The following is a 21,963-nucleotide window of genomic DNA, read 5'->3' on the forward strand; positions in this document are numbered from 1 at the left end:
AAAACTGAAAACAGATAATAAAGCGCATGACCCAGTGGATGATATTTAACCTGCAGACATAAACAGTCATCAAATAAAGACAATACTTATCGATTGTTACTGGTCGCGTTAATGAGGTTACGCCAAAATCCGCACACGCTTTATGAATTTCAAACGTGCTCTGTGGAGAGTGAGTAACCGATGACCATTAATCAATCCCGAAGAAAATGGCTTATCTTTGGAATGGGCATGACGCTGGTATCGCCAAAAATAATGGCTGCTCAAAAATTGGCGCTGCTGGATTTTCGTTCAAGTCACGACAGTTTGCATATTAGTCTGCCTGCGCATGATTCGCGCGCGCGGGTATTTACCCTGCAACACCCAGACCGATTGGTCATTGATGTCTCGATGACGGCATTTCCGTCGTCACTCACGCATTCGCTGGTGGTAGTGAAGCAAAAGTTTGCCTGGGTAAAAGAGGCAAAGATTGCGCATTTCACCCCCGAGACGGCGCGGATAGTGTTCGAGCTCGCTCAACCGCCCGTTATTGCACGGCAACGCGGTTCGGGCGTCAGCCAGTATGCCGTGACCGTGGCGCATCAAGCCACAGCGGGCATGGCTGCCTTAGCGCAGGAAGCCACCGACGAATCCTCCTTGAAACCACGGGCGGTGAAAAAGCCCTTATTGGTGATGATAGATCCGGGCCACGGTGGAAAGGACCCCGGCGCCATCGGCGGCAGTGGGACTTATGAAAAACATGTGGTGCTGGATATCGCCCGCCGACTGCAAGCCCAATTGCAGCAGCAGTATGGAATTCACGCCGTGCTGACGCGGCAGGAAGACGTGTTTATCCCGCTTTATCATCGCGTTAATCTGGCGCACCAGCACGAGGCGGATCTTTTTGTCTCGATTCATGCCGATGGTTTTACCAACAGCCAGGTTCATGGCGCGTCGGTGTTTGCGCTTTCGGAGCACGGGGCAGGCAGTGCGATGGCCCGTTATCTCTCGCAAAGCGAAAACAGCGTCGATGCCATCTATGATACTGATGTACAAACCAATGATGCCTATCTGAAACAGACGCTCTTTGATCTCGACCAGACCGAAACCATCAATCGCAGCCTGGCGTTTGGCAAACATCTGGCGACGAATATTGCCTCGGTTCATCCGATGCACAATCAGCATATCGAGCAGGCCGGCTTTGTGGTCCTGAAATCGCCGCGCATTCCCTCGGTGCTGGTAGAAACATCGTTTATTACCAATCATCAGGAAGAGAAACTGCTGCAACAGCCGGTATTTCAGCGACGAATGGCAAGCGCGCTGGCGAAAGGCATTCATAGTTATCTGAATCAGGAGAGGCAGGAAAATCTGATCGCGTGATCCACACCGCTGTCATCTTGTTGAAACACTCCGGTTTATCGCCGGAGCGTTTGATCCAAAAAGGATCCGGGTGGCTGTTGACTATGCTAATTATTTTTTTACATTCATGTCATGCCCCTAGCGAAGTTTCCAGATATCGTTATACTGAAATTAACTAGCAGACACTGCGGGGAAGTCGAATGGTAAAGTCCATGCTTGGGCTAGGCTGTAAAAATAAAGCGCTGATGTGCTTGATGCGTCCTTCAGACTTTTTGTATCAACCAACGATTTACCGTTCGAATTTATCAGCAGCAAGGAGTCGTCAAAAAGGCTCTTATATATTGTCCAGTTTTACATTTAAAAGATTCTCTTTATTTATACCTTCTCAGCAACCCCGTTCTTTAACTGACCTAACTCACTCACTGAATCAACCCGACTCTGTTATTGGTTTTTTTACTGGCTTATTGACTGTCATGGTCAGTGGTTTGTCATTTATGACAATGCCTCCACGTGAAAAGAAAAGAGCAGCACGGTTAATTAATAACCTGAGCACGCTCGTTTCCTCTTTACGTTATTCATTGGCTCAACTTGGTCTAAAAGGAGACCAAACCTAATCTGTATGTGAAACATAATCGTACGGGCCACCTCGGCCTTTTGCGTTAAGTGAAACAAACTGTAAGGTGCCACTATGGGAAGACAAAAAGCAGTGATCCAAGCTCGTCGTGAAGCGAAACGTGTCATTAGACGTGACTCACGCAGTCACCGCCAACGTGAGGAAGAGTCAGTCACCTCATTAGTACAAATGGGCGGTTTGGAATCCATCGGTATGGCTCGCGACACTCGCGATACCTCCATTATCGAAGCGCGTACGGAAGCTCAAGGTCATTACTTACTAGCCATAGAGAATAAGCAGTTAATTTTTGCCACAGGCGAAGCTGGCTGCGGTAAAACCTTTATCAGCGCTGCGAAAGCAGCAGAGGCATTAATTCATAAAGAGATAGATAGAATTATCGTTACCCGTCCGGTATTACAGGCCGATGAGGACCTCGGATTCCTGCCCGGCGATATCTCTGAGAAGTTCGCTCCTTATTTCAGACCGGTATACGACATATTAGTGCGTCGTCTGGGATCATCTTTTATGCAGTACTGTCTGCGACCGGAAATAGGCAAGGTTGAAATTGCGCCATTCGCCTATATGCGCGGACGTACTTTTGAAAACGCAGTGGTTATTCTGGACGAAGCCCAGAACGTGACCGCCGCACAGATGAAAATGTTCCTGACTCGTCTCGGTGAAAACGTGACGGTTATCGTGAACGGGGATATCACCCAGTGCGACCTTCCGCGTGGCGTGGTATCAGGGCTTAGCGATGCGCTTTCTCGCTTCGAAGAAGACGAGATGGTCGGCATCATTCGATTCAATAAAGAGGACTGTGTGCGCTCGGAACTGTGTCAACGCACTCTGAATGCCTATTCCTGATTAACCGGTCCTTGTTTTATTCAATCACTACCAAAGAAAAGGCCGCCAATTATGGCGGCCTTTATTATTTCAGCTCGGCTCAATAGGGCGTCAAAGATTGACCGACGCCGTGCAGGGTATTTAAAGCATGATAATCATCATGTAGGCACAGAATAATGCAAGGTGGGCGGTGCCGTTCAACACATTGGTACGACCGGTCGAGAACGAGATCTGACACAGAATCAGTACCGCAAGCATCACCACGATATTGGCAGGGTCAAGACTGAACATCAGCTGTTGACCGGTCAGCGTGGCGATAATAGTCACCGCAGGCACTGTGAGCGAGATGGTCGCTAGTACCGATCCAAAAAACAGATTCATGGCGCGCTGAACTTGATTTTTCAGCACCGCTTTCAATGCACCTAATCCCTCTGGAGAGAGAATCAGCAACGCCACCAGGAAGCCGGTGAACTGCGCAGGCGCATTGAGCTCCGTCAGCAGTGTCTCGAGCGGATTGGCATTAAACTTGGTGACGGCAATGACCAGCACCAGATGCACAATCAGCCACAGCGCATGAGTCAGACTTTTATGGGAAGACGGTTTGCCGTGCGGCGTGGATTCGTCTTCGTCTTCATGTTCGTAAACAAACAGGCTCTGGTGTGTTTTGGTCTGAATCAGCAGGAATACGCCGTACATGGCGGCAGAAATTGCGGCAACAAACAGTGCCTGCAAGGTGGTGAAGTTACCGCCGGGCAGGGCGGCGGGCAGCACCAGCACGATAATCGCCAGCGGGAAAATCGCCATCAGATACTGTTTTATGCCGCCGAGATTCACATATTGAGTCGCAAACTTGCGGCCGCCGAGCAGCAGCGACACGCCCACAAGCCCTGTCGTGACAATCATGATGATGGAAAACAGGGTATCGCGCATCAGCGCCGGTGCGGCATCGCCGGTGGCCATAAGTGCGGAAATCAGACTGACTTCGAGAATCACCACGGACAGGCTCAGAATCAGCGAGCCATAAGGTTCGCCAAGCCGGTGCGCGAGGACGTCGGCGTGCCGGACCACACTGAACGCGCTTGCCAGAATACCGACCAGCGCAATCATGTTGATGCCAACCACAAAGCCGAAGTTGCTGCTGTTGCCCCACAACATCAATACGATGAGGGCGATAATAGGGAAAATAAGAGAAAACTCTTTATGACGGGATTTTTGCTTGGGTGGGTTCTGTGAAGACACCATGATAGATATTTTCCTTATAAATGATGCTGTACGCCTCGGCAAAAAGTCAGAATTGCCAAGATGCAAACATTGCGCCTATCTGAAGAAGAGTCTGCTACCTCTATAATATAAAACAGTAATTTCTTGTAACATTGTAGTCGATAAACTAATCAATTAACAGTAAAAATGACGTTAATGGCGTATTTTGTTTGAAATGGCCGTTTTAGGCGCTTTTAAGGTTTTTTATCTCAAATATCCTCTGCTGCAAGTCTAGTTTACTTGAAAATATAATCATATTTTACAACGATATAAAATGATATTTGTCGCGAGAAGGGCATTTGAAAAATTAAGTAAATAATCTTGCCTTAAAAGCAGTTCTCTTAAGGCATGGGAGATGCAGAGTGAACAATGCCCTGATTGTTCCTAAACTCCATAATCTTCAAGCGTAGCAGCTAGACTGATAAATGAAGTTAAACGCGTTACACAGTGTAAAAGGAGAAAGCCATGCCTTATAAGCAACGTACTGATTTGCCCGACTCGGTGAAACATGTTCTTCCTCCCCATGCGCAGGATATCTATAAAGAGGCCTTCAACAGCGCGTGGGATGAATACAAGGATTCTAGCGATCGGCGCGGCGACGACAGTCGTGAAGAAACGGCGCACAAGGTCGCCTGGGCGGCGGTGAAGCACGCCTATAAAAAAGGGGATGACGACAAGTGGCATCCCAAGAAATAGCGTTTCTGGCATAAGGACACAGCATGCCCCACAAACAGGCTCCTCAGGTTGTAACGGCAAGCGGCACCGTCGCAGGAGAATGGGACAACGAGATAGCCTCGTTTAGAGGAATACCCTTTGCCGCGCCGCCCGTGGGGTCGCTCCGCTGGCGGCCACCCCAGCCGGTTATTGGCTGGCAGGGTATTAGAGAAGCCAACCGTTTCGCACATTCGAGCTGGCAGAACCGCGATTACTGCATGGCGGTCGGGGGCGGGGATCCCGGCGTTTTCAGCGAAGATTGCCTTTACCTCAACGTCTGGACGGCACTTGAAACCGAACGTGATAAAAAACCGGTCATGGTGTGGATCCACGGCGGCGGATACAGCATTGGTTCGGGCGGGCTTTCGCCCTATATCGGCGCACCGCTGGCGTCACGCGGCGTGGTGCTGGTCACGCTGAATTATCGGCTGGGTCATCTCGGCTTTTTTGCCCATCCCGCGCTGGATGCCGAGTATCCTGCAGGTGAAGCGGTGAACAACTTTGCCCTGCTGGACCAAATCGCGGCGCTGCAATGGGTGCAGGACAACATCGCAGCTTTTGGGGGCGATCCTGACAACGTCACGATTTTTGGCGAGTCTTCCGGGGCGCGCTCCGTGCTGTCACTGTTTGCCTCACCGCGTGCCAGTGGATTGTTTCATAAAGGCATTGTGCAAAGCGCCTATACGCTGCCCGATACGCCTCGCGCCAAGGCCTTGCGACAGGGGGAGAAGCTCGCCAGTCATTTCGGTCTGGCGCAGGCCACGGCGGAACAGCTACGAGCATTGCCTGCCGACAGCTTCTGGCCGCTGAGTGGCAAGCTTGGCGTGGCACCCGTGCCGATTGCCGGGGACGCGGTGCTTCCGCATCCTATGATGGAGGTTTTCAGCCACGGCAGGCAGCATCCCTTGCCGCTTATCGTGGGCAGTAACAGCGATGAGGCCAGCGTGCTCAGCTATTTCAACATCGACGTGGCGGGGGTGGTTCAGCGGGTAAAAGCGGAACATCCTCTCGGACTGCGGCTCATCAAGTGGCTCTATCCCGGGGTGAAAAGCGAAAGTGAGCTAGGCCGCCAAATCAGCCGAGATATGGCCTTTACGACCATGAGCCATGTCGCGATGCTCGGCCAGCACAAGGCCGGTGCGCCCGGCTGGCGCTATTATTTCGATTACGTTTCTGAAAATGCCCGTGCCCTGTGTCCCAATGGCACCTGGCACGGCAGCGAAATCCCTTATGTGATGAACAATATGCACCTGATTGAAAGCACACAGGTGGTCGGCGGGGAATTCACGTCGCAGGACCGCGCCTTTGCCGAGGTGGTCAGCGAATACTGGCTTAACTTTGCGCGCGATGTGCAGCCAAAAAGTGCCTACATCGAGGGGGCGGTTCACTGGCCGCGATGGCGACCTCGTGGCGACAAGACGCTGCGTTTCGGCCTTCACGGGCAGCGGGAGCTCAAGGTCGAGTCCCGTTTTATGCGTCTGCGACTGCGGCTTTTTCGCCTTCTCATGACGCGGCTGGTCAAGCTTGAGTAGCCAGTATTCACGCCGTTTAATGCAGATTATCCATTAAAAGGGCCTCGGGAAGAGGCCGGAATTTCAAGAATTAACAGGGGAAGACATGAAACTTGGCTTTGCATGCAAATATTTTGACTCGAACTTTAAACAACCTTTTCCCTTCAGGGCGACAACGCGTACCCGTTTTCTGGGACTGGAGAAAGAAGAAAGGCTCAAGCTGATTGAGGAGATTGCCCGCGCCAATCTGCATAATCTCTTTCTCAATCTCACTGCGTTGGCCGAACAACCCAAGGCGCTGCGCATGATGCGCATTGGCAGCGACCTCCTGCCGCTCTATACCGTGCCCGAAGCTACACTGCTGTATCAGGCGTTTCTGCCTGACCTGACTCCGCTGTTTGAACAATGCGGCGAGTTTGCAAGGCGCAACGACATCCGGCTCTCTTTCCATCCGGGGCAATATACGGTGTTGGCATCCGATAATCCGCAGGTCGTCGACAGGGCAATCGACGATGTGGAGTATCACGCGCTGTGCGCCAGATTAATGGGCTACGGCAAGACTTTTCAGGATTTTAAAATCAATATCCACATGAACGGCAAACGCGGTTTCGACGGCTTCAAGGAATCTTTCGACAAGCTCAGCCCCGAAGCTCAACGAATGCTGACGGTGGAAAATGACGAGATCTCGTGCTCGCTGGACGACGTGTTGCAGGCTCGCGAACTTTGTCCCATCGTGCTGGATATTCATCACCACTGGGTCAAGGAGAACGAGTTTATCCGCCATGACGATCCGCGTATCGCGCTCGTCAAGGCCTCGTGGCGGGGCGTTAGGCCAGTCATGCACTACTCGATTTCCGTCGAAGGGCTGATTCCCGAGCACGGCTACCCGGATCAGGAAACGCTCGGCGTGTCGAAATCCAAACTGCGGGCGCACTCGGATTTCTATTTCAATGACACCCTGAACGACTGGGCGTTGTCCTTCACCGACTTCGATATCATGTGCGAAGTCAAAATGAAGAATCTCGCGCGCGACAAGCTTTACGCCCATCTGCTGGCGAAATAGGCCGTTTCTGCCACGGGTTTGTTGCCTCTGGTCGGCGACCGCGCTTCACTGGCACCATCGAATCCCTGAGACTGGCGCTAACACAGGCCGGCTTTCTATGTTTTAACTGTAGGCACTCCGCGTGCAGTTATCGTGCAATAGAAACCAGAAGGGCAAACGTATGGCTTGGGAAGACGACCAAAAGGTTGTGGAATGGGAGTATGAGGGCTTTCAGCTCAGCACCGATCGCGAGCGGCTCGATATCGACCGCATCCATCATTTTCTTTCTGTGGAATCTTACTGGGCGCAGGGGCAGACTCGTGAAAAGCTGCTGCGCTCCATTGCCCATTCGCTGGCGCTCGGCCTTTATTATCAGGGCGAACAAATCGGCTTTGCCCGTATCGTCACCGACTATGCGCGTCTCGCCTACCTGATGGATATCTTTATTGCCACCCCTTTTCGCGGACGCGGTCTTGGCCGCTGGATTGCCGAAGTGGTGCGCACGCATCCAGCGTTGCTCGATATCCCCAAATGGTTGTTGACCACCCGCGATGCGCAGGCAGTGTATCAACGCGCGGGCTGGAATGCGTTGAATCATCCTGAATCGATGATGGAAATCTCGCCCGCCAATCCTGCGGGTCGGGCCTCCACACTTCTGAACCATACCGTGATGAATGTTCGGGAGAAAGGGCAATGACCTACCGCATTGGCGTAGATATCGGCGGGTCGTTCACCGATTTTGCCGTACTGGACGAACGCGACAACCGCATTCGCACATTGAAGGTGCTGTCACGGCCGGACAGCCCCGGCAGCGAGATAACCACCGGTCTGAATCAACTGCGCGCGCTGTTTGGCATCGAACCTGCCGACGTGCATTACTTCACGCACGGCACAACCGTGGGCGTCAACGCGGTGATTCAACGAAAGGGCGTCAAACTGGCGCTGTTCACCACCGAAGCCTTCGAAGATGTGCTTGAACTCGCACGGCTTAAGATCCCCCATATTCATGACTTGTTCTCGCGACGTCCCGAACCGCTTGTCTCGCGCGACCGGGTGTTTGCGATAAAAGAGCGCACCGACAGTCAGGGCCGGATCCTGCGGGCCGTCTGCCCCGACTCGGTACGTGTTGCGGTTGAAAAAGCCCGTGCGCTCGGCTGCGAAGGCATTGTCGTCTCTCTGCTGCATGCCTACCGCAATGGTCATAATGAACGGCAGGTGCGGGAGATTATCGCCGAGATGGCCCCCGAGATGCTGACCTCCTGTTCTGCCGAAATCTGGCCCATTATTCGCGAGTATGAACGCACAATCACCGCCACCATCAATGCCTATGTGCAGCCGAAGGTGATTCACTATCTCGGTGCCTTTGAACAGGCGCTGAATGAAATGGGCGTGCCCGTGCCGCCGCGCATGACCAAGTCCAACGGCGGGGTGATGAGCGTGGCGCAGGCCAAGGCCGAATGCGTGCAGATGATCCTTTCAGGCACCGCCTCGGGAGTGATTGGCGCCGGGTATATTGCCGACCAGTGCGGGTTCGACAAGCTGTTGAGTCTGGATATCGGCGGCACCAGCGCCGACGTTGCGGTGATTCAGCACGGCAGGCCGGAATACGGCAGCGGGGAGGTGATTGGCGAGTTTCAGATCTTCATCCCGTCCGTGTCGGTGACTTCCGTGGGTCAGGGCGGTGGGTCACTGGCGTGGATAGACCGTCTTGGCGTCTTGCAGGTGGGGCCGGACAGCGCCGGGTCCTTGCCGGGGCCGGTATGTTACGGACGCGGCGGCACGCAGGCTACGGTCACGGATGCCTTTGCCGCCAGCGGTCTGCTCGGGCACGGCGCATTGGGTTACAGTGCGGTCAGCGTGAATGTCGAGGCCGCGCGCCGTGCGGTCGCTGCGCTTGCGCAACCGCTGGGTATTTCCATCGAAGAGACCGCCGAGACCGTCATTCAGCTGGCCATCTCCAGCATGTACACCGACACCAGCGGGCTGATTTCACGTTTTGGTCTCGACCCGCGTGAATTTTATTTTCTGGCCTTCGGCGGGGCTGGCCCGATGATGGGCTGCTATCTGGCCCGCGAGCTTAATATGAAAGGCGTGATTGTACCGCCGACACCGGGCGTGCTGTCGGCGCTGGGCGGATTGGTCGCCGACATCAAAAACGATTTCATTCTCACCTTGTACCGCGAATTGACCGCGGATTGTCTGGACGACATTGTCGCCGCCGCCGCGTCATTGCAGCAGGACGCCAAACGCTGGCTGCAGCGCGAACATGGCGCGGAGCTGGCTTTTACCCTGCAGTTTTCGGCCGATATGCGCTATCGCGGCCAGTCGTTTGAGATTGAGGTGCCGCTTGAAAACCGCTGGCTTGAGGCCGATGCGAAAGACGGGGCGCTTGTCGCTCTCGGCAACGCCTTCAATCGGCAGCACGAACAGCTTTTCGGCCACAGCGATGCACAGGCGGCGATTCAAATCATCAACCTGCGGCTGGTGATTACCTCGCCGACGTCCCGACCCGACCTGCAAACGCTTGCGCGCAGTGCTGCGCCCGTTGTGGCGCAATCGGTAGTGAATGCCTGGGTCGACGGCGCGTTTCACGACGTCATGGTCGTGCGTCGCAGCACCTTGCTCGCCGGTCAGCGCTTTGACGGCCCGGCAATTGTCGCGCAGGACGACTGTACCACCTGTGTGCCCACCGGCATGCGCGTGGAGGTCGACGACTTTGGCAATCTGATCATCACCTCAGTGGAGGCCGCACCGCATGGCTATTGATGGACGCAATCTGCAAATTCTGGCGAACTACTGCGCCGCCGCAGCCGACGCGATGGCGTTTACGCTGATGCGCACCGCACATTCGACCTTTGTCAAAGAGACGGAGGATTTCTCCTGCCAGATAGTGACCCGCGAGGGCTTGGCGTTTGCTTCGCCGCGCAGTTTTGGTGCACCCTGGTACAGCGGCATCGATTACGCGCCCGTTTTGGCGCTGATTGAGGACTACCACGAGGGCGATATCTGCATTACGAATGATGCCTATGCCGGGAATGTGGCGACGCATTCACCCGATATCCACATCTGGAAGCCGGTATTTTATGGCGGGCAGATAGCCTGTTTCGTGGTTGGGCATATCCATAATACCGACGTCGGCGGCGCAGTACCGGCTTCTTTGTCGCGTTCCTGACTGAAATCGTGCAGGAAGGGCTACGCATTCCGCCGCTGAAAATTATCACCGACGGCAAAATCAATGAAGATGTGGCACGAATCATGCGTCTTAATGTCAGAGCGCCGGATCAAAACTGGGGTGATTTCAATGCCCAGATAGCGTCGGTCAATATGGGCGAACGCAAGGTGCTTGAGATTATCGCGCGTTTTGGCATTGAGGATTTCCTGCAGGGCATTGAGGGAATTCTGGATTATGCCGAGCAGCAGGCGCGCAATATCATCGCCACCTTGCCTGACGGAGAGTATTTCTATGCCGATTATGCCGATGAAGATACTGATGGCGGTTATCCCTGCCGCATTGCGGTTACGCTGCGCATTACTGGCGAGACCCTTGAACTGGACTACACTGGCAGCGATCCGCAGCTCACGTCCTCACTGAACATGCCCACCGGCGGTCGCGAGCGGCATCCGCTGGCGCTGGTCGGGGTTACCTATGTGCTGTCGACGCTAGACCGGCGGCTGTTGCTCAATGCGGGCACGCTGCGACCCACGCGTGCTATCCTGCCGAGCGGCACGGTAATGAATTGCGACTCTCCTGCGGCGGTGGGAATGCGTTCCCTGACCTGCGCGGTTTCGCAAATCGCAACCTTAGGGGCGTTTTCGCTGGCGGTACCGGACCGTTTGCCTGCCAATTCACCGGGCGGTAATTCCATCGTCAATATCAAGACGGTGGATGCCCGCAGTCGAACGGTGGTCGCGTCGATAGGTCCGGTGGGCGGTGGCGCGGGCGGCACGCCAAAACACGACGGTCCCGATGGCTCCGGCGGGCTTTCTGCCTTTCTCAAAAACACTCCCGTGGAAATCAACGAAGCCGAAGTGCCTATCCTGATTCGCCGCTATGGCCTGTCGCCCGACAGCGGCGGTGCCGGGCGTTATCGCGGCGGACTGGCGACCGTGATGGAGTTTGAGGTCACCGCGCCAAACACGGTTGTCACGGCGCGAAACCGCAACCGCTCGGTATTTGCCTCGGCGGGCGCGGTGGGCGGCAACGCCGGAAAAAACTCGCGCTTTCAGACCCATCCCGATACGCCGCACTGTATCGAACACGGCAATATTGATGTCATCAAATGCGGACCCGGCGACATCGTGCGTTTGACCGGCCCCGGCGCGGGCGGCTACGGGCCTGCCCGCGAACGCCTGCCGCATAGCGTGTTGCGAGACGTGCAGTGCGGATTCGTTTCCGTCGAGGGCGCACGTCGTGATTATGGTGTGGTTATTCTTGATGGCGAGATTGATATCGCCGCCACCGAAATAGCCCGCAGCCAGATGCCCGATACCCGAGCCACCCACTTTGATTACGGCAGCGCCCGAACGGCCTTTGAACAGGTGTGGACACGCGAACGTTATGCCATTCTCACCGACTTTCTTGCCGCCGCGCCGGTGGTGTGGCGGCATTTCCTCAAACATCAGGTGTTTGCCGCGGTCGCCGCCGAGCCTGCCGTGCATGATGAACAACAGATGCAGGCACAAATGGCCGATATCTTGCATGAGTTGACGCGCCGATTTCCGGCGATTGTCGTTCGCCAGTCCCGGACGGAGGACAATCTTCATCAACCATAGGGCGAGGCGCGATGTTTACTCTTTCTGTTCCCAACATGCCGGACCGCAAGGCGCAAGGTTCCCTACAGTCCAGGCTGCGCGAAAAAATTTCCGAAGCGATTGCCTGTGGGGATTTCGAGCCGGGCCAAACGCTGCCGTCGACGCGCATAATGGCCGGGCAGCTTGATATTTCGCGCAATACCGTGACTCTGGTGTATGAAGCGCTGGCAGCGGAAGGCGTGCTTGTCTCCGCACAGCGCCGCGGATTTTATGTCGCGCCGGACGCCGTTTCTCGCCTGCCGCAGAGTCACGCGGTGTCGTCGCGGCCAATGACGGTCGATTGGGACAGCAAGCTCGTCATCAATCCCGCGGCGATGGAGCACATCACACACCCTCGGGATTGGCGCAGCAAGAAATACACCTTTATGTATGGTCAGCACGATCGCTGGATCTTCCCGATTGATAACTGGCGTAAATGTAGCCGCGATTCCCTGTCGTTGCATGATATGTATGACTGGACGGTGGATTATGTCGATGAAGACGATCCGGTGCTGCTCGACGCGTTTCGTCGCCGTGTGCTGCCACGGCGCGGGTTTACGGCCTCAACACAGGAAGTGCTGGTCACCGTCGGGGCGCAGCACGCGCTGTATCTGGCTATTCAATGTCTGCTTCGACCGGGCATGGTGGTGGGCATTGAAGATCCGTCCTATCCCGATGTTCGCAATCTCATGCTGTTTCACGGTGCGGTGCTCAAGCCGCTGCCGGTCGACGAAGACGGCGTTATTCTCTGCGAGGCGATGAAAAGCTGCGACATTATCTATGTAACACCGAGCCATCAGTCACCGACCACTGTGACGCTGTCACTTTCTCGACGTCGGCAGTTGCTGGAAATGGCCAGCGCACACGATTTTATTATCATTGAAGATGACTATGATACGGAATCGCGCTTTGGCCGCTTTCCGTCGAGCGCCCTGAAGTCCATCGATACCGAAGGGCGCGTGGTGTATGTCACCAGCCTGTCCAAATTGCTGTCACCGGGGCTGCGAGTCGGTTTTCTGGTTGGCCCGCTGCCGTTTATTCGTCAGGCCAGGGCGCTGCGGCGAATGAGCATTCGTCATCCGGCGGCCAATAATCAGCGCACCGTGGCGCTGTTTCTGAAAGGCGGTTATTACGAATCGCTGTTGAAGCGCTTTCATGATGAATACGCAGGGCGCTGGCAAACGCTGCAACAGGCATTGGCGCGATACATCCCCTGTGCGAACATTGCCAGTTCCGAAGGCGGCAGTTCCGTGTGGCTGAAATTTCCGCCCTCTATCAATACTCGCGAACTGTCGCAGCGTGCCTATCGGCGCGATGTCTACATTCAGCCCGGTGAAAGCTATTTCCTGCAGGACCCGCAGCGCACGCGGCCTACGCACTATATGCGTCTCGGCTTTTCTTCTATCAAGATGGAAGATATTGCCGACGGTATTGCTATCGTCGGCGCGGTGGTGGACGAGATGCTCGGCGAAATCAACGCCGAGCCGTTATTCGCCGAGCACGATCACGCGGTCGGCGGAAGCCACGGTTGACGGCCGATGCGCGATAATCACCCGGGTGATGTCGAGGGCGGCAATAGAGGCGTTGATGTGCGCTTCGTTTTCGACATCGAGATGGCTGGTGGCTTCGTCGAGGAACAGAATGCCCGGACGACGGTAGAGCGCGCGGGCAATAAGAATACGCTGTTTCTGACCGCCGGAAAGCGAGCCTCCCAATTCGGTAATCAAGGTTTCGTAGCCCATCGGCATCGCCATGATGTCCTCATGAATATTACAGCGCCGGGCGCAATCGACGAGGTGTTGTACGTCCCGTTCATCTTCGAAGCTTGCGATATTCTCGGCAATCGACCCGGCAAACAGTGTATCTTCCTGCAAGACGCAGGCGGTACAGGCACGGTAATTATTCGCCCCGACCTTACTGATATCCATGCCGTTCAGGCGTACTTCGCCCGACGTGGGCGGCAGCAGACCCGCCAGAATCTTCATCAGCGTCGTTTTGCCCATGCCCGAGGGGCCGGTAATGGCGACACTTTCACCGGCTTCAACCTTGAGATTGAGGTGATTTATCAGCGGGGCCGACAGCACGTCGTACTGGAAGGAGACGTTTTGTACCTCCAGTGCAGCGGCCTCGCCGACCCGCAGCAGGGCGCGTTCCGGCACATTATGCTCGACGTCGGTCAGCGCGATATCGGCGATGCGTTCGGCGTGCAGCGACAGCATCTTCAGTTGCAGCACCATATCGAGCAGGTTGGCGGCGCGTTCCGAAAACTGACCGCGATAGGTATTGAATGCCACAAACATCCCGAGCGTCATGTGGCCGTCTATCACCTGGGTTGCCCCGAGCCACAGCAGCACAATCTGGTCCAGCGTGGCAATCAGCGTGTTGCCACCCTGAAACAGCATTTCGTAGCGCGTTTTACGCACGGTGGCATTGGCCGTATCGATATTCATGTTCAACCAGCGCTGGGCGCGATTAGGAGATAATCCCAGCGCTTTCAGTGTGCCCATGCCGTAAAGTGTTTCCATAAAGTGCGAACCGGCGCGGGCGGATTTCACCAGCTGCTCTTCGGCAATCTGCCGGTAGGTGGGATAGGTCGACAGACGAAACAAGCAGTAAAGTGTCGTAAACCCGAGGATGACCCACACAAGCCAGCCCCCGTAAAGCACCATCATCACGATAAGTCCGACCGACATGATGCCGTCCATCAGACTGTTCACGACATTACTGGTCAGCGTGGTGCGCAGGGTGTCGAGAGAGACAAAGCGCGACTGAATATCCCCCAGTTTGCGCTTTTCGAAATAAGACAACGGCAGCGCCAGCAGGTGGTCGAACAGCCGCGCCTTCCACTGCACGTCAATCAGCGTGGTCATGACCAGCTGCGTCCAGGACTTGAGAATGCTTATCCCGGTTCGAAACAGCACAAAAAACAGCAACCCGAGGCAAATGAGCGTCAGCAGATTGGGGTCCTGCGCGGGAATAACGTGGTCCATTACCAACTGCATGCCGACCGGCAGCAGGAGATTGACGGATTCGATCAGGAGCGAGAAGCAGAACAGTTTGGTGAGTGTGGCAAACAGACCGCCGACGTTGCTGACCATGCGGCGCAAATTCAGCCGGTTGAGATTCTTCCTGTGGCTGAAATCGGCATCGGGCCACAGCTCCAGCGCCACGCCGGTGAAATGGGCCGAGACTTCCTGCGTGCCAAGCACGCGCTTGCCGAACGCGGGGTCATGCACCACGATGCGCCCGCGCGTTGCCGAAATCAGCACTACAAAATGATTCATGTCCCAGTGCAGAATGCAGGGGGTCTTGAGCTCGGTCAATTCATCGATATCAAGTCGCAACGCGCGGGATTTCAGGTTTAGCTGCCGGGTCATCGCCATCAGCGTTTTCAGGGTAACGCCACGGGTCGAGACATCAAACTGCTGGCGCAGGCTGAGCAGGTCGGTTTGCCGCCCATGATAACCGCAGATCATCGCTACGCAGGCCAGCCCGCATTCGGCGGCCTCGGTCTGAATAATCTGCGGCACCCTGCGGCGAAAGCCGAAGTGCAGTCTCTCGACCAGTGCATCGAGCTGTAGCTTGTTCATAGACTTGTCCTGCTGTTAACCGGTCCGGTAATGCTTTTTTCAGGCTGTAATAAGGCGAGAGCATCCACTGATACAGCGGGCGCTGCTCGAGAAACAGGGTCGATTCGGCCTGCATTCCGCTAGACAGCGCAAGAGGTTGGCCGTGCCAGAGCAGCGACCCCCGGTCGAGCGAGACGATTGCCTTGAAATAACTGCCATCGGCCGTGGCGGCATTGACGTGTGGCGCGCTGACGTAACCCGCCATCTCTTTTGCGGTGCTCGGGGCACTGGCGACGGAGATAATCTTGCCCGGAAACTGGCCATATTTCTGGAAGGGAAAGGCGGCGTAGCTGACGTTGATTTTCTCGCCCAAATGCACGTAAGGGCGGCTGGCGTCGGGCAACCAGGCGACCAGATAGAAATCATGTTCGCTTTGCGGCACCAACTGTACCAGGCTGTCACCCGCATTGACCATCTGGCCCGGCGTGACACTCAGCGACGAGATATTTCCGGCGGTAGGGGCTGTGATCATGATGAGGTTTTTGGCGTTGGCCTGCGCCAACTCGCGGTCAAGCCCCTGCTGCTGATACAGCGACTGCGAGATCTCGTTGTCGAAATCGGCGGCTTTGGTCACTTTTTCGCTTTGCAGATTGCTGATTTGCAATGACTGCTGAATAACCTGCGCGGTCAGGCTCTGATAGGCGCTTTGCTGCTGGTAATAAAGGTAGCGCTGGTTATTGAGCTGATCGGTGGTAATCAACCCTTTTTTCAACGAGTCAGAGTAGGAGTCTAGGCTTTTACCCATGGACGCCAATCCTTCCTTTGCCGATGCCACCATGTTATTGAGGCCGACCTGCGCCCGCGTATATTGGTCAAGTTGCTGTTGCAGGTTGGCAAGCGTCGCGGTTTTGTTGTTGCGCTGCTGGGCGATAATGTCGTCCAGTTGACGTCGCTGTTTATTGATGGCGTCCAGTGTCGAGGTACTGACATTGCCGGATTGCGAAACCTGACTGACATCAATCTGATACAGCGGCATTCCTGCTTCGACCTGCTGACCGTTTTGCACCAGCAATCTGGAAATCACGCCCTGCTGCGGCGAAAAGAGATTGATGGTATAGGGTTGGGTGATGACTTCTGCGTTGACGTTAATGCGGCGGGTATAATTCGCAAAGGTCAGAAACAGCAGCAGCAAGACAATAAAGGTGCCGGTCAAGGTCACGGTGACCCATAACGGCCAGCCTTTGAGCAGCAGCGCCTTGCCGAGCCACTGGGTTTGCTGCTGGGTGGTGGCTTCCTGTCGGAAAAGTGCGGACATCAACATACTCTGGTGGGAGATAAAGGATCCCCTGCGGCGAGTGCGGCAGAGTCATGCGACGGGCACGCATGGCGCGACCCGTCGCATGAATTCTTTTAAATCAGGACTTAAACCAGTGCTTTCAGCACGTCGTTTACACCTGACTCAACGCTGCTCACCGCGTCAGGAATAGTGGTGTTCACCAAAGTGTCCACCGCCGTGCCGACGGTGTTGGCAACCGTACCGACGACATTACCCAGCAGGCTTGAAATCAGACCGCCACCGGCTACTTGCTCAACTTCGACCATATTCAGTTCTTTCACGATAATCTCCAGATTTTATTGACCCGACTCGATGACTTTCGTGTAAACACGCAAGTCGAGCGCGGGTGATGATAATGAGAGCGAGAAACGGGAACGCGAGGTTCCGTCCGTGCGGCTTAAACCAGCGCGGTGACGACGTCTGATACGCCGGTTGCGACGCTGTTTACCGCATTAGGAATCGTGGTATTAACGATGGGGCTTACCAGCGGGCTCACCGTATCAACGACGTTGCCTACCAGACTTGAAAGTAAACCGCCGCCTGCTACCTGCTCGACTTCAACTGAATTCAGTTCTTTCATAGTCACCTCTGTTATTGACAAATAAGTTAAGTAAAAAGCAAGAAAATAGATAAGTAAAATTTAACAGTAATCGCTGATTATTAAATGTGCTGAAACATTTAGCCCCTCGGCGATGACGGAAATTACTCTAAACTATCTTGATGAGTTTGACTTTTGGTTTTCTTAAAAAAGATTAAAATTCTTATTTATTAGCATCATAAAAAATAACGTGCCGATTATTATCTTTATAACCAGAGGCTTGGCGGTATTGGGCATGACACTCTTAACGGATAAACACGGCATTAATAGATAAGTTAAATTGCATGATTAAATTTAGTACGACATTAATACATTAAATTTATAGGGGTATTGGTAACTTATTACGCAACGAGAGAGGTCAATGAATGTCGCGGCGGTGTCGATATTTCGGCCAAGGCAGGGCGAGAGCGAAAATAGCCGGTCAAACCGGCAGACTTATTACAGACAGGAGTCATTACTCGCCCAATATAATCACCCGATCGGCAGAAGCAATGGTGGAAGGCCGATGGGCGATAATGACGCGAGTCATCTTCAGCGCCGCAATCGAGGCATTGATATGCGCTTCGTTTTCGACATCGAGATGGCTGGTGGCTTCGTCGAGAAACAGAATGCCGGGTCGCCGGTACAGCGCCCGCGCCAGCAACAGCCGCTGTTTTTGACCACCGCTTAAACTGCCGCCCAATTCGCTTATCAAGGTTTCATAGCCCATCGGCATGCGCAGAATATCCGCATGAATGTTGCAGCGGCGAGCGCAATCGACCCCATGTTCGGGGTCAGGCTGCGGGTCGAATCCGGCAATGTTCTCGGCAATCGATCCTGCAAACAAAGTGTCATCCTGCAATACACAGGCGATACAGGCGCGATAGTTGTTGACTCCAATCTTGCTGATATCCAGCCCGTTAACCCGTATCTCCCCGGATGTGGGCAAAAGTAAACCGGCAAGCATTTTCATCAACGTGGTTTTGCCCTGTCCGGAAGGGCCCGTAATCGCCACGCTTTCTCCGGCGGCGACCGTCAGCGTGAAGTGGGAGATAACGGGCGGTGACAATGGATCGTATTGAAATGACACGTCATGCACCTCGAGCGAGGCCGCCCCTCCGGGACGCAGCATCGTGCGTGTCGGCATAGAATGTTCCGCTTCATTCAATGCGATATCCGCGATGCGTTCCGAATGCAGTGACAGCATTTTCAACTGCAACAGCATGTTGAGCAGGTTGGCGGCGCGTTCGGAAAACTGACCGCGATAGGTATTGAATGCCACAAACATCCCGAGCGTCATATGACCGTCGATGACCTGGGTTGCCCCCAGCCACAGCAGCACTATCTGGTCGAGTGTTGCAATCAGCGTGTTGCCGCCGGAAAAAGCATCTCGAAGCGCGTTTTTCGCACCATGACGTTGGCGGTGTCAATATTCATATTCAGCCAGCGCTGGGCGCGTTGGGGAGACAGACCCAGCGCTTTCAGTGTGCCCATGCCGTACAGGGTTTCCATAAAATGCGAGCTGGCGCGGGCGCTTTTGACCAGCTGGTTCTTCTGATATCTGCCGATAGGTCGGATAGGTAGCAAGGCGAAACAGGCAGTAAAGCAGCGTAAAGCCAAGCACGACCCAAACCAGCCATCCTCCGTACAATATCATCATCACAATCAGCCCGACCGCCATGATGCCGTCCATCAGGCTGTTGACCACATTGGTGGTGAGCGTGGTGCGCAGAGTATCCAGCGAGATAAAACGCGACTGAATGTCCCCCAGTTTGCGCTTCTCGAAATAGGCCAGCGGCAGGGCGAGCAGATGGTCGAACAGCCGGGCTTTCCATTGCACGTCAATCAGCGTGCTCATGACCAGTTGAGTCCAGGATTTAAGCATGCCGATGCCGGTGCGAAACAGCACGAAAAACAGCAGACCCAGACAAATCAGCGTTAAAAGCGCGCTGTCCTGCGCGGGAATGACGTGGTCCATCACCAATTGCATGGCGACCGGCAGTAAAAGATTTACTGACTCGATGAGTAACGAGAAGCAAAACAGCTTGGTCAGGGCGCCGAGCAGTCCCCTGACATTGCCAACTAGACGGCCTAAATTCAGGCGATGGCGTTTTTTTGTGCGGCTGAACTCGCTGTCGGGCCATAGCTCGAGCGCCACGCCGGTGAAATGCAGCGACACTTCATTCAGACTTAACACGCGACGTCCAAAGGCCGGATCCTGAATCACCAGCCGCCCACGCCGCACCGCAACCAGCACGACGAAATGATTCATGTCCCAATGCAAAATACACGGCCTTTTCAGCGCGTTCAGATCACTGATGTCGACTTGCAGGGCGCGCGATTTCAGCTGCAACTGGCTGGCGATAGCCATCAAGGTGTTAAGGGTCACGCCGCGAACCGACACCTCAAACTGTTGGCGCAGGCTCGGCAAATCGGTTTGCAAGCCATGATAGCCGCAGACCATCGCCAGGCAGGCGAGACCACATTCGGCGGCCTCGGTTTGAATGATGGGCGGCACGCGGCGGCGAAAACCGAAATGCAGCTTCTGTGTCACCTCATGCCATGTCTCATTCATGAGCGGGCGCCATAATGCTGGTTTTCAGGCGGTAATAGGGCGCGAGCATCCACTGATACAGCGGACGCTGCTCGAGAAACAGCGTGGTTTGGGCCTGCATGCCGCTGGTCAGGCGCAACCGCTGGCCGCGCCAACTCATCGACCGATCATCAAGAGCAATAATGGCCTTGAAATACGCCCCGCTTATCGTGCCGTTGGCGACGCGCGGCGCACTGATATAACCCTGCATCTCTTTGTCGGTGCTCGGCGCGTCGGCGACAGACAGCACGCGACCCGGAAACTGACCGTATTTTTCAAACGGGAAGGCGGCATAGCGAATCGTGATGATTTGGCCCCGTTTAATATAGGGGCGGCTCTCGTCGGGAAGCCAGGCTATCAGGTAAAACGCCGAGCCGGAGAGGGGCACAAGTTGCGCCAGACTGTCGCCCGCATTCACCATTTGTCCGGCCGTAACACTCAACGACGAAACGCGGCCTGCGGATGGCGCGTTGATCATCAGCAGATTTCTCACATCCGCCTGCGCCATTTCGCGATCCAGTCCTTGCTGCTGATAGCGCGACTGCGAGATCTGGTTATCGAACTCTGCCGATTTTGTCACCTTGCCACTCTGTAGGCCGCTAATTTGCAGTGACTGCTGAATCATCTGCGCGTTCAGGCTTTGCAGCGAACTTTGCTGTTGATAATACAAATAACGCTGATTATTGAGCTGATCGGTGGTGATCAACCCGCGCTTCAATGAGGTGGCGTAGGAAGCGAGACTGGCCCGCATGGCGTTGAGTCCTTCCTGTGAGGAGGCGACCATTTCGTTTAGCCCGCGTTGAGCAGCCTGATATTGCTCGAGCTGTTGTTGCAGATTGGCGAGTGTGGCCCGTTTATTGCCTTCGAGCTGGTAGATGATATCGTCGAGTTGCTGATGCTGCCTCGCGATCGCGGCGAGTGTTGACGTGCTGGCGTTACCGGCCTGTGTATTGCGGCTCAGGTCAATCTGATAGAGCGGCGTGCCGACGCCGACGCGTTCTCCGTTGCCCACCAGCAGTTTGGCTATCACGCCCTGTTCAGGGGAGAAAAGGTTGATGGTTTGCGGCTGGGTAATGATTTCGGCATTCACATTGATGCGCCGCGCATAGCTCGCAAAAATAAGTGCGGCCAGCAGCGCGAAGATAAACGCCAGCGTAAGCATCACGATAATCCACGGCGGCCAGCCTTTGAGCAGCAGCGCCTTGCCGAGCCACTGTGACTGCTGATGCGTCGCGACTTCAGGGCGAAAGAGTGGGGGCATGGTTTATCCAGTTTTAAAAGCACCGACAATTTCTGTAGGTGCTTCATTATTTAGCGACTGACAGCTCAAGTCACAGTAGAGTCAGCTACCCGCTTTGTTATCTCAACGTTCCTATCAGAATATCTTCTGATTCAGCCGCGATGTCGCCGAGGTCACCGACTTCTTCTTTAGCCACTTCGTTCACGGTATTAAGTGCCTGCTTTGCATTTGCTGCCGCAATTGCCTGCAATTGAGAGACGCTCAAGCGGGTGCCGGAGGTCTGTATTAAGGGTATACGCCGCACTGAACACGCGCCATGCGGGCCAACGCCGACGGCATAACCTGCCGCATAAGGATTTCGGCTTATCCCTCAACGGGCTGCAACATCGCGCAAATAAATTCCCGGGTCAGGCAACGCCTGGTGGTTTTATGGGCGGAGAAATATTTGGCAGGTAAGTCAATATCGGGGTGAATATTTTGCCGTGAAAACTTATAAGGGGTTTTATGCTGGATTAAATCTTTTGATAGGTCTACTAATC

The 21,963-nt window shown here is 54.7% G+C and carries 16 protein-coding genes and 3 pseudogenes; 11 read left to right on the forward strand and 8 right to left on the reverse strand.

All coding sequences use genetic code 11. The features are described from left to right. Window positions 1-252: 252 nt before the first annotated feature. The 4 genes and pseudogenes from O1V66_RS21855 to phoH all read left to right on the forward strand — a co-directional run. Window positions 253-456: pseudogene (locus tag O1V66_RS21855) on the forward strand (AMIN domain-containing protein); the annotation flags it as partial. Between the two features lie 69 nt (window positions 457-525). Next, window positions 526-1,356, forward strand: coding sequence for an N-acetylmuramoyl-L-alanine amidase (locus tag O1V66_RS06225; protein WP_414058474.1), 831 nt, complete (start codon window positions 526-528; stop codon window positions 1,354-1,356). A gap of 179 nt (window positions 1,357-1,535) precedes the next feature. Continuing rightward, entirely contained in the window at window positions 1,536-1,949 is a 414-nt protein-coding gene (locus O1V66_RS06230; RefSeq protein ID WP_072045085.1) for a hypothetical protein, read from the forward strand. Window positions 1,950-2,023: 74 nt separating this feature from the next. Next, a complete protein-coding gene (gene phoH / locus O1V66_RS06235; RefSeq protein WP_045047998.1) occupies window positions 2,024-2,812 on the forward strand; it encodes a phosphate starvation-inducible protein PhoH in 789 nt (262 codons plus the stop codon). A 120-nt stretch (window positions 2,813-2,932) separates the two neighbouring features. On the opposite strand, the gene chaA is transcribed toward phoH, so the two are convergent. Beyond that, the gene (gene chaA / locus O1V66_RS06240; RefSeq protein ID WP_045047997.1) at window positions 2,933-4,033 is read right to left on the reverse strand and encodes a sodium-potassium/proton antiporter ChaA; all 1,101 of its coding nucleotides are present in this window, start codon (window positions 4,031-4,033) and stop codon (window positions 2,933-2,935) included. A 483-nt stretch (window positions 4,034-4,516) separates the two neighbouring features. On the opposite strand from chaA, the gene chaB reads away from it, so the two are divergent. The 7 genes and pseudogenes from chaB (at window position 4,517) to pdxR (ending at window position 13,641) form a co-directional block, all read left to right on the forward strand. Further along, entirely contained in the window at window positions 4,517-4,747 is a 231-nt protein-coding gene (gene chaB, locus O1V66_RS06245; protein ID WP_045047996.1) for a putative cation transport regulator ChaB, read from the forward strand. Between the two features lie 23 nt (window positions 4,748-4,770). Then, window positions 4,771-6,297, forward strand: a complete 1,527-nt coding sequence (locus O1V66_RS06250; RefSeq protein WP_045047995.1) for a carboxylesterase/lipase family protein — start codon at window positions 4,771-4,773, stop codon at window positions 6,295-6,297. A gap of 85 nt (window positions 6,298-6,382) precedes the next feature. Beyond that, window positions 6,383-7,339 carry a UV DNA damage repair endonuclease UvsE gene (gene uvsE / locus O1V66_RS06255; RefSeq protein WP_045047994.1) on the forward strand — a complete coding sequence of 319 codons (957 nt, stop codon included), beginning with the start codon at window positions 6,383-6,385 and terminating at the stop codon, window positions 7,337-7,339. Window positions 7,340-7,499: 160 nt separating this feature from the next. Further along, the gene (locus tag O1V66_RS06260) at window positions 7,500-8,015 is read left to right on the forward strand and encodes a GNAT family N-acetyltransferase (protein WP_045047993.1); all 516 of its coding nucleotides are present in this window, start codon (window positions 7,500-7,502) and stop codon (window positions 8,013-8,015) included. Then, complete coding sequence (locus tag O1V66_RS06265; protein ID WP_045047992.1) at window positions 8,012-10,084, forward strand: hydantoinase/oxoprolinase family protein; 2,073 nt, start codon at window positions 8,012-8,014, stop codon at window positions 10,082-10,084. The genes O1V66_RS06260 and O1V66_RS06265 overlap by 4 nt, the downstream gene beginning before the upstream one ends. Further along, window positions 10,074-12,091, forward strand: a pseudogene (locus tag O1V66_RS06270) (hydantoinase B/oxoprolinase family protein). Before O1V66_RS06265 ends, O1V66_RS06270 begins: the two are co-directional and overlap by 11 nt. An 11-nt stretch (window positions 12,092-12,102) precedes the next feature. Further along, window positions 12,103-13,641, forward strand: a complete 1,539-nt coding sequence (gene pdxR, locus O1V66_RS06275; RefSeq protein WP_045047990.1) for a MocR-like pyridoxine biosynthesis transcription factor PdxR — start codon at window positions 12,103-12,105, stop codon at window positions 13,639-13,641. Here the strand turns inward: pdxR and O1V66_RS06280 are convergent. From O1V66_RS06280 to O1V66_RS06310, 7 genes and pseudogenes are all read right to left on the reverse strand, one after another. After that, on the reverse strand, window positions 13,597-15,639 hold the full coding sequence (locus O1V66_RS06280; protein ID WP_269128336.1) for a peptidase domain-containing ABC transporter: 2,043 nt from the start codon (window positions 15,637-15,639) through the stop codon (window positions 13,597-13,599). The genes pdxR and O1V66_RS06280 overlap by 45 nt on opposite strands. Next, a complete protein-coding gene (locus O1V66_RS06285; protein ID WP_269128217.1) occupies window positions 15,527-16,993 on the reverse strand; it encodes an HlyD family secretion protein in 1,467 nt (488 codons plus the stop codon). The genes O1V66_RS06280 and O1V66_RS06285 overlap by 113 nt, the downstream gene beginning before the upstream one ends. Before the next feature lie 107 nt (window positions 16,994-17,100). Continuing rightward, window positions 17,101-17,295, reverse strand: coding sequence for a hypothetical protein (locus O1V66_RS06290; RefSeq protein ID WP_045047987.1), 195 nt, complete (start codon window positions 17,293-17,295; stop codon window positions 17,101-17,103). A 116-nt stretch (window positions 17,296-17,411) separates the two neighbouring features. Continuing rightward, on the reverse strand, window positions 17,412-17,594 hold the full coding sequence (locus O1V66_RS06295) for a hypothetical protein (RefSeq protein WP_045047986.1): 183 nt from the start codon (window positions 17,592-17,594) through the stop codon (window positions 17,412-17,414). 472 nt (window positions 17,595-18,066) lie between these two features. Further along, window positions 18,067-20,166: pseudogene (locus O1V66_RS06300) on the reverse strand (peptidase domain-containing ABC transporter). Beyond that, on the reverse strand, window positions 20,159-21,445 hold the full coding sequence (locus tag O1V66_RS06305; RefSeq protein WP_045047984.1) for an HlyD family secretion protein: 1,287 nt from the start codon (window positions 21,443-21,445) through the stop codon (window positions 20,159-20,161). Before O1V66_RS06305 ends, O1V66_RS06300 begins: the two are co-directional and overlap by 8 nt. A 97-nt stretch (window positions 21,446-21,542) precedes the next feature. Then, complete coding sequence (locus tag O1V66_RS06310) at window positions 21,543-21,689, reverse strand: hypothetical protein (RefSeq protein WP_160292250.1); 147 nt, start codon at window positions 21,687-21,689, stop codon at window positions 21,543-21,545. Window positions 21,690-21,963: the final 274 nt, after the last annotated feature.

The sequence above is a fragment of the Rouxiella chamberiensis genome, assembly GCF_026967475.1.
In the GTDB taxonomy this organism is placed as follows: domain Bacteria; phylum Pseudomonadota; class Gammaproteobacteria; order Enterobacterales; family Enterobacteriaceae; genus Rouxiella; species Rouxiella chamberiensis.

Coding starts and splice junctions, on each gene's coding strand:
- O1V66_RS06230 (WP_072045085.1), top strand. CDS start 1,536: ATGGTAAAGTCCATGCTTGGGCTAGGCTGTAAAAATAAAGCGCTGATG.
- phoH (WP_045047998.1), top strand. CDS start 2,024: ATGGGAAGACAAAAAGCAGTGATCCAAGCTCGTCGTGAAGCGAAACGT.
- chaA (WP_045047997.1), bottom strand. CDS start 4,033: ATGGTGTCTTCACAGAACCCACCCAAGCAAAAATCCCGTCATAAAGAG.
- chaB (WP_045047996.1), top strand. CDS start 4,517: ATGCCTTATAAGCAACGTACTGATTTGCCCGACTCGGTGAAACATGTT.
- O1V66_RS06250 (WP_045047995.1), top strand. CDS start 4,771: ATGCCCCACAAACAGGCTCCTCAGGTTGTAACGGCAAGCGGCACCGTC.
- uvsE (WP_045047994.1), top strand. CDS start 6,383: ATGAAACTTGGCTTTGCATGCAAATATTTTGACTCGAACTTTAAACAA.
- O1V66_RS06260 (WP_045047993.1), top strand. CDS start 7,500: ATGGCTTGGGAAGACGACCAAAAGGTTGTGGAATGGGAGTATGAGGGC.
- O1V66_RS06265 (WP_045047992.1), top strand. CDS start 8,012: ATGACCTACCGCATTGGCGTAGATATCGGCGGGTCGTTCACCGATTTT.
- pdxR (WP_045047990.1), top strand. CDS start 12,103: ATGTTTACTCTTTCTGTTCCCAACATGCCGGACCGCAAGGCGCAAGGT.
- O1V66_RS06285 (WP_269128217.1), bottom strand. CDS start 16,993: ATGTCCGCACTTTTCCGACAGGAAGCCACCACCCAGCAGCAAACCCAG.
- O1V66_RS06295 (WP_045047986.1), bottom strand. CDS start 17,594: ATGAAAGAACTGAATTCAGTTGAAGTCGAGCAGGTAGCAGGCGGCGGT.
- O1V66_RS06305 (WP_045047984.1), bottom strand. CDS start 21,445: ATGCCCCCACTCTTTCGCCCTGAAGTCGCGACGCATCAGCAGTCACAG.